This window comes from Plasticicumulans sp., from assembly GCF_035331805.1.
GTDB lineage: Bacteria > Pseudomonadota > Gammaproteobacteria > Competibacterales > Competibacteraceae > Plasticicumulans.
The window spans coordinates 1-7,036 of the sequence record NZ_DAOLKE010000133.1 but is presented as its reverse complement, the minus strand read 5'-3'; the positions used below and the strand labels follow the sequence as shown (position 1 = coordinate 7,036).

General features: G+C 70.2%; 9 protein-coding genes. 2 read left to right on the top strand and 7 right to left on the bottom strand.

The features are described from left to right. Position 1: 1 nt before the first annotated feature. From PKE44_RS10705 to PKE44_RS10680, 6 genes are all read right to left on the bottom strand, one after another. Positions 2-793: an ABC transporter substrate-binding protein gene (locus PKE44_RS10705; RefSeq protein WP_324550932.1), complete on the bottom strand. Its 792-nt coding sequence runs from the start codon at positions 791-793 to the stop codon at positions 2-4. Between the two features lie 75 nt (positions 794-868). Then, a complete protein-coding gene (locus tag PKE44_RS10700; protein ID WP_324550931.1) occupies positions 869-1,660 on the bottom strand; it encodes an ABC transporter ATP-binding protein in 792 nt (263 codons plus the stop codon). A gap of 115 nt (positions 1,661-1,775) precedes the next feature. Beyond that, positions 1,776-2,465: an acireductone synthase gene (gene mtnC / locus PKE44_RS10695; RefSeq protein WP_324550939.1), complete on the bottom strand. Its 690-nt coding sequence runs from the start codon at positions 2,463-2,465 to the stop codon at positions 1,776-1,778. Positions 2,466-2,487: 22 nt separating this feature from the next. After that, the gene (locus PKE44_RS10690) at positions 2,488-3,033 is read right to left on the bottom strand and encodes an AraC family ligand binding domain-containing protein (RefSeq protein WP_324550930.1); all 546 of its coding nucleotides are present in this window, start codon (positions 3,031-3,033) and stop codon (positions 2,488-2,490) included. Next, on the bottom strand, positions 3,030-3,671 hold the full coding sequence (locus PKE44_RS10685) for a methylthioribulose 1-phosphate dehydratase (RefSeq protein WP_324550929.1): 642 nt from the start codon (positions 3,669-3,671) through the stop codon (positions 3,030-3,032). The genes PKE44_RS10690 and PKE44_RS10685 overlap by 4 nt, the downstream gene beginning before the upstream one ends. 77 nt (positions 3,672-3,748) lie before the next feature. Continuing rightward, entirely contained in the window at positions 3,749-3,994 is a 246-nt protein-coding gene (locus tag PKE44_RS10680) for a GTP-binding protein (protein ID WP_324550927.1), read from the bottom strand. A gap of 142 nt (positions 3,995-4,136) precedes the next feature. On the opposite strand from PKE44_RS10680, the gene PKE44_RS10675 reads away from it, so the two are divergent. After that, on the top strand, positions 4,137-5,252 hold the full coding sequence (locus PKE44_RS10675) for a PQQ-dependent sugar dehydrogenase (protein WP_324550925.1): 1,116 nt from the start codon (positions 4,137-4,139) through the stop codon (positions 5,250-5,252). Between the two features lie 93 nt (positions 5,253-5,345). Then, positions 5,346-6,143, top strand: coding sequence for a YdcF family protein (locus PKE44_RS10670; RefSeq protein ID WP_324550924.1), 798 nt, complete (start codon positions 5,346-5,348; stop codon positions 6,141-6,143). Here the strand turns inward: PKE44_RS10670 and pssA are convergent. Continuing rightward, positions 6,132-6,908 (bottom strand): CDP-diacylglycerol--serine O-phosphatidyltransferase, encoded by a 777-nt coding sequence (gene pssA / locus PKE44_RS10665; protein ID WP_324550923.1) that lies wholly within the window; start codon positions 6,906-6,908, stop codon positions 6,132-6,134. The genes PKE44_RS10670 and pssA overlap by 12 nt on opposite strands. Between the last annotated feature and the right edge of the window lie 128 nt (positions 6,909-7,036).

Sequence of the window (7,036 nt, the reverse complement as noted above, 5' to 3'; positions counted from 1 at the left end):
CTCACTTGCGCAGATACGAATCGAAGTCCGGGTACTTCGCCGCGACCTTCTGGTAGGTGCCGTTGGCGATCAGCGCCTTCAGCGCCTTGTTGAACAGCGCCGTCAGGTCGTTGTCCTGCTTGCGCATCGCCGCGCCGATGCCGTCGCCGAACCACTTCGGATCGCTGAACTCGGGGCCGGTGAACTCGTAGTCCTTGCCTTCGGGCTTGGACAGGAAGGCATCGCGGCTGACGATGATGTCGGCGACGTAGGCATCGAGCCGGCCGGCGGTCAGGTCGAGGTAGACCTCGTCCTGGGTCGCGTAGCGCTTGATCGTCACGCTCGATCCGTAGTTGTCGGTCAGGAACTTGTCGGAGACCGTCTCGCGCTGCACGCCGATGGTCTTGCCCTTGAGCCCTTCGGGGGTGACGGTCAGGCCGGCGCCCTTCTTGGCGACGAAGCGCGCCGGCATCCGGTAGTACCAGTCGGAGAAATCGACCTGCTGCTTGCGCTCGTCGGTGATCGACATCGAGGCCATGATCAGGTCGTACTTGCGCGCCTTCAGCGCCGGGATCATGCCGTCCCAGTCCTGCTTGACCAGCGTGCATTCGACCTTCATCTCGGCGCACAGCGCGTTGGCGAGGTCGATCTCGAAGCCGGCGAGCTTGCCGTCGGCATCGACGAAGTTGAACGGGGGATAGGCGCCCTCGGTGGCGATGCGCACCTTCTTCCATTCCTTCGCGTCGGCGACGCTGCCGAAACCGATACCGAGTGCGAGCACGCAGCCAAGCGCAGCGAGGGCGATCTTCTTCATGTTGGTACGCAAGCCTCCGGGGATGAACGTGACGATGCGGACGGGCGGGCGGACGCTCTGGCGGCCGGACCGGCGTCAGCCCTTGAGCTTGCCGGACAGGAACTGCCGGCAGCGCTCGGAACGGGGGTGGCCGAACACCTCGGCGGGCGGGCCGTCTTCCTCGACCCGGCCCTGGTGCAGGAACACGACGCGGCTGGAGACCTCGCGCGCGAAGCCCATCTCGTGCGTGACGACGATCATCGTGCGGCCTTCCTCGGCGAGCACGCGCATGACCTTCAGCACCTCGCCGACCAGCTCGGGATCGAGCGCCGAGGTCGGTTCGTCGAACAGGATGGCATCGGGCTCCATCGCCAGCGCCCGCGCGATCGCCGCGCGCTGCTGCTGGCCGCCGGAGAGGTGCGCCGGATAGTAGTTGCGCCGCTCGTACAGGCCGACCTTGTGCAGCAGGCGCTCGGCGCGCTCGATCGCCTCGGCGCGCCCGAGTTTGAGCACGTGCACCGGCGCCTCGATCAGGTTGTCGAGCACGGTCATGTGCGCCCACAGGTTGAAGCTCTGGAACACCATCGCCAGCCGCGAGCGGATGCGCGCGAGCTGCTTCGGGTCGGTGCTGGCGAGCTGGCCGCCGCGGTCGCGCGCGAGCTTCAGCGTCTCGCCCTTGACCCGGATCGTGCCGGAGGTCGGCTGTTCGAGCAGGTTGATGCAGCGCAGGCAGGTGCTCTTGCCGGAGCCGGAGGACCCGAGCACCGAGATCACGTCACCGTCGCGGGCGCTCAGCGAGATGCCCTTCAGCACTTCGAGCGAGCCGAAGCATTTGTGCAGGTCGACGATTTCCAGCGCCGGGACCGGTTCGGGAGTCTCGGGAGTCATCAGGTCTCGTCTGGCGGGGCGTGAGCGTGAACGTGCGGGCGACGGATCGGTGACGATCGCGTTGCGCCCGAGCATAGCAGCCGGTCGCCGGCGCACGACAAGCGCCGGCGGCGGCTCAGGCGTACGGGTCGATGGCGGTGAAGGCGGTGACCTGCCGGTGCGCGGCCTGCGGATCGGGTGTGCCGTCGCGCACGAGCTGCACGGTCGCAAGCCCTGCGCTGCGCGCGGCGTCGAGTTCTTCGGTGATGTCGGACAGGAACAGCACCCCGGCCGGCGCGAGGCCGAGCGCGGCGCAGATCGCCGTGTAGGACGCCGGCTCGCGCTTGTGGCCGATGCGCGTGTCGAAGTACGCCGAAAAAAGCGGCGTCAGGTCACCGCAGGCGGTATGCGCGAACAGCTGCTGCTGCGCCTGCACCGAGCCGGACGAATACACCGCGAGCACGAGACCGGCCGCCTGCCAGGCGCGCAGGCAGGGCGGCACGTCGGCATAGACGTGGCCGTGGAAATCGCCGGCCGCGTAGCCGTCGGCCCACAGCCGGCCCTGCAGCGCCTTCAGCGGCGTGGCCTTGCGATCGGCGTCGATCCAGCCGAGCAGCACTTCGATGACCTGCGCAAGCGGCGCCTCCGGCGGCAGACCGGCCTCGGCACGGGTCGCGGCGAGCTGTCCGGCGACTTCCGGCTCGCCGGCGTGCGCGGCCAGCCAGGCGGGCAGCCGCGCGCGCGCATACGGGAACAGCACCTCGTGCACGAAGGCGATCGAGCTGGTCGTGCCTTCGATGTCGGTCAGGATCGCGCGGATCGCCACGGACATGCGCTGCCGTGCCGGCTCAGTTGACCAGCCGCGGGAAGTGCTCGGCGATGTCGCTGCCGGTGAAGTTCGCGACCCAGCCCTCGGGCGTCGTGAACAGCCGGATGCACTTGAAGCTCGGGTTCGGCCCCATGTCGAACCAGTGCGTCATGTTCGCCGGGATGCTCAGCAGGTCGCCGGCCTGGCAGAAGATCATGTACACGCGATCGGCGTGGTGGATGTAGAACTGGCCGCTGCCCTCGACGAAGAAGCGCACCTCGTAGTCCGAGTGCGTGTGCTCGCTCAGGAACTTCTGGCGCAGCGCGTCCTTGTCCGGGTGCGTCGGCGTGACGTTGACGACATCGACGGCGTGGAAGCCGTAGCGCGTCATCAGCACGTCGATCTGCGCGCGGTAGGCACCGATGATGTCGTCGTTGCTGGCATCGGCCGGCAGTTCACGGTCGGCCTCCCAGCGCGAGAACAGCACCTCCGGGCCTTCGAGCTCCAGCGCGATGTCGGCGCCGAGCGTGTGTTCGACGATCGGGGTGTCCGGGGCGTCGTCCCGGTAAACACGCAGCTTGCTCATGGTCTGCCCATCCTCCGCATCAGGGATTCGCATTCGAACAGGAACTCGAAGGCCTCGACGTGGCGTACCGCGTCGGCGACCGTCGCGCCCCAGGTGTAGAAGCCGTGGCCGGCGATCAGATAGCCGCAGCAGCCCGGATCACGATCGAGCACTTCGGCGACGCGCGCGGCGAGGCGCGCGATGTCCTGATCGTTGGCGAGCACCGGCACGCACACGGCGCTTTCGTGCGTGGCGATGCCCGGGAAAGCCTTCAGCACTTCGAGATCGCGCAGCACCAGTGCCCCGCCGGCGAGCATCGACAGCACCGTCGCGTTGACCGAGTGCGTGTGCAGCACAGCGCCGATGGCCGGATCGCGCCGGTACAGCTGCAGGTGCAGGCCGGTTTCGGCCGAGGAACGCTGACCGGCCCGGGCCGGGCGGCCGTGCAGGTCGATGTGCATCAGGTCGTCGGTGCCGAGCCGGCCCTTGTGCCGGCCCGAGACCGTGATCAGCACGTCGTCGTCACCGGCGCGCGCCGAGAAGTTGCCGCTGGTCGCCGGCACCCAGCCGCGCGCGAAGAAGAAGCGTCCGGCCTCGATCAGCTCGTCTGCCAGCGTGCGGCGGCGCTCGTCATCGGAATGACTGTCTGGGTGACTCATGCAGCAGATCCGCTCTTGCACGGGGCGCAGCACTGTAGTCAAGGCTCCGGCGGCCGTAAACCCGTGCATCCGCTCCCTCAGTCGCCGCGCAGCATCTCGTAGAGCACGCCCTTCAGGTGTACGCGCCGGCTCGCCAGCACTGCGGCCTGACCGGTGAGGGGCTCGCCGTCCTGCCCGAGGCCGTGCAGCTCGCGGCTCACGTCGAGGTAGCGTTCGTAGAGCCGTGCGAAGTGTGCGTCTTCCGCCTGCAGAACCCGGATGCGCTCGCGAAATTCCGGGAGTTCGTGCACGAGGTGCGGGAAGTCGTGCGGGGGGAGTGACATGCGATCAATATCCTTCTTTCTGGCGCTGTGCATGGGCGCAAGCGCCCTGTGCCTGACACCGCATTGCATCACAGGCATGCCCGGCTTGTCCTGATCGCGGTCAAAGCTCCGGCCGCCCCCCCGCTTTCATCGGAGTCCGCAGATGTCCTCAGTGCTTCGCCGTCTCTGCTGTCTGCTGGCCGCGCTCGCTGCGCTGCTGCCTGCGGCCCGCGCCGCCGAAGTCCCCCGCGCCCTGGTGCTGCCGCCGGGCTTCACGATCGAACTCTGGGCCGAGCTGGAGGACGCCCGCACGCTGGTGCTCGGTGGCGACGGACGCACCGTCTACGTCGGCTCGCGCCGCGCCGGCACGGTCACGGCGCTGCGCGACACCGATGGCGACGGCCGCGCCGATGCGCGCTGGACGCTGGCCACCGGCCTCACCATGCCGAACGGTCTCGCCGTGCGCGGCGATGCGCTGTACGTCGCCGATGTCGACCGGCTGCTGCGCTTCGCGCGCGTCGAGGCGAGCTTCGGCCAGCCGGTCGCGCCGCAGGTGCTGCGCAAGGACCTGCCGCGCGACAGCGCCCACGGCTGGCGTTATCTCGCCTTCGGCCCGGACGGCAAGCTGTATCTGTCGATCGGCGCGCCGTGCAACGTCTGCGAAGCCCCCGGCTACGCCGAGTTGCGGCGCATGAACGCCGAAGGCCGCGACGAGGAAACCGTCGCCCGCGGCCTGCGCAACAGCGTCGGCTTCGCGTGGCGCCCCGGCACGCGCGAACTCTGGCTGACCGACAACGGCCGCGACTGGCTCGGCGACGACCAGCCGCCGGACGAGATCGACATCCTGATCACGCCGGGCGCGCACTTCGGCTTCCCGTACTGCCACGGCGGCCGCCTGCCGGACCCGCAGTACGGGCGCGGGCGCAGCTGCGACGACTACTCGGCCCCGGCGCTGCGCCTCGACGCCCACGTCGCGCCGCTCGGCATCCTGTTCTACGGCGGCCGGCAGTTTCCGGCCGAGTACCGCGGGCGCGTGTTCGTCGCCGAGCACGGCTCCTGGAACCGCAGCCGCAAGAGCGGCTACCGCGTGATGATGGCCGACGTGGTCGATGGCCGGCCCGAGGACTACCGGCCCTTCCTGATCGGCTTCGAGCGCGACGGCGAGGTCAGCGGCCGGCCGGCCTACCTGCTCGAACTGCCGGACGGCTCGCTGCTGCTCTCCGATGACCAGGGCGGGCGCATCTACCGCATCCGCTACAGCGGCGGCAGCGGCGGCTGAAACCCGTCGCCGGCGCGCATCGGCGCTTGTCGCGGGGCGCCGGCCTCTGGAATCCTCGGCCGCCCTTTCTGGCCTGCTGAGGACACGCGACCGATGCTGGAACTCTTCCTGCTGCCTCCCGGCGGCCCGCTGTGCCTCGCGCTGCTCGGGCTGCTGCTGCGCCTGCGCCGGCCGCGGCTCGGCAGCGCGCTGATCACGACCGGCCTGCTCGCCGCCTGGCTGCTGTCGACGCCGCAGATGGCGGCGACGCTGAACCGCGCGCTGGCGCCGCCGCCGGTGCTGTCCGATGAAGCCATCCGGGAGAGCGGCGCCGAGGCCATCGTCGTGCTCGCCGGCGGCCTGAGCGTGCGCGCGCCCGAATACGGGCCGATCGACCTGAATGCGATCACGCTGGCGCGGCTGCGCTACGGCGCCCGGCTGCAGCGCCTGACCGGGCTGCCGGTGCTGGTCAGCGGCGGCTACCGCGATCACGGCCGCGAGCCGTCCGAGGCCGCACGCATGGCGGCGGTGCTCAGCGAGGAATACGGCGTGCGCGAGGTCTGGACCGAGGACCGCTCGCAGAACACCCGCGAGAACGCCGCCTACAGCGCGCCGATGCTGGCCGCGCAGGGCGTGCAGCGCGTGCTGCTGGTCAGCCACGCCGCGCATCTGCCGCGCGCGCTCGAAGCCTTCGCGCGCGCCGGCGTCGATGCGGTGCCGGCCCCGACGCAGTCCTTCCTGTGGACGCCGCCGCCGGGCGTGGAAGCCACGACCGAAGCGGCCGACTGGCTGCCGCAGGCCGGCGCGGCCTGGGAGGCCTGGTATGCGAGCCACGAACTGCTCGGCCGGCTGTGGTACCGGCTGCGCGCGGCCCTGACGCCGGCGCCCGAAGCCGCGCCTTCAGCCACCTGAGCCGGCGTCGGGCTCGTGACGGCGACGGCGGCGGCGCCAGCGCACGATGGCCAGCGTCGGCCCGGACAGCGCGTAGATCAGGAAGCCGCCGAACACCATCGCCGGCGTCTGCAGGTAGGCGAGCCCGAAGCCGAGCATCACGACGGTGACGACGACGAAGGGCACCTTGCCGTTGAGGTCGATCTTCTTGAAGCTGTGGAACAGGAAGTTGCTGACCATCAGCAGGCCGGCGCCGAGCGTCAGCACGAAGGCCGGCAGCTCCAGCGTCGCCGGATCGAGGCCGAGATCGGTGCCGATCCACACCAGCCCCATGGTCACGGCCGCCGCCGACGGGCTCGGCAGGCCCATGAAGTAGCGCTTGTCGATGCTGCCGACCTGCACGTTGAAGCGCGCCAGACGCAGCGCCGCGCCGGCCGTATACACGAAGGCCGCCAGCCACCCGGCCTTGCCGAGGCCCGACAGCGTCCACTGGTACATGATCAGCCCCGGCGCGACGCCGAACGAGACCATGTCGGAGAGGCTGTCGTACTGCACGCCGAACTCGCTTTCGGTGTGCGTCATGCGCGCCACGCGCCCGTCGAGACCATCGAGGATCATCGCGACGAAGATCGCGACGGCTGCGGCCTCGTAGCGGCCGTTCATCGCCGCCAGCACGCCGTAGAAGCCGGCGAACAGCGCCGCGGTCGTGAACAGGTTCGGCAGCAGGTAGATGCCGCGCGGGCGCTTGATTTCGGTGACGGGGGTCTCGGGCGTCGGCTGGCTCACGGGGCGATCCGGTGCGGCGCGCATGCAGGCGCGGGAGGGGCGCGGGAGGGCGCGGAAAGGGCACGCGCCGCCGGGCGGGCGGCGGATTATGGCGTGCGCGCCGGCGCGGGCGCCACCGCACACCGCCT

Excerpts from the sequence above, each read along its gene's own strand:
- PKE44_RS10670 (WP_324550924.1), top strand. The coding sequence starts at position 5,346 with ATGCTGGAACTCTTCCTGCTGCCTCCCGGCGGCCCGCTGTGCCTCGCG.
- PKE44_RS10705 (WP_324550932.1), bottom strand. The coding sequence starts at position 793 with ATGAAGAAGATCGCCCTCGCTGCGCTTGGCTGCGTGCTCGCACTCGGT.
- PKE44_RS10675 (WP_324550925.1), top strand. The coding sequence starts at position 4,137 with ATGTCCTCAGTGCTTCGCCGTCTCTGCTGTCTGCTGGCCGCGCTCGCT.
- PKE44_RS10685 (WP_324550929.1), bottom strand. The coding sequence starts at position 3,671 with ATGAGTCACCCAGACAGTCATTCCGATGACGAGCGCCGCCGCACGCTG.
- PKE44_RS10700 (WP_324550931.1), bottom strand. The coding sequence starts at position 1,660 with ATGACTCCCGAGACTCCCGAACCGGTCCCGGCGCTGGAAATCGTCGAC.
- PKE44_RS10680 (WP_324550927.1), bottom strand. The coding sequence starts at position 3,994 with ATGTCACTCCCCCCGCACGACTTCCCGCACCTCGTGCACGAACTCCCG.
- PKE44_RS10690 (WP_324550930.1), bottom strand. The coding sequence starts at position 3,033 with ATGAGCAAGCTGCGTGTTTACCGGGACGACGCCCCGGACACCCCGATC.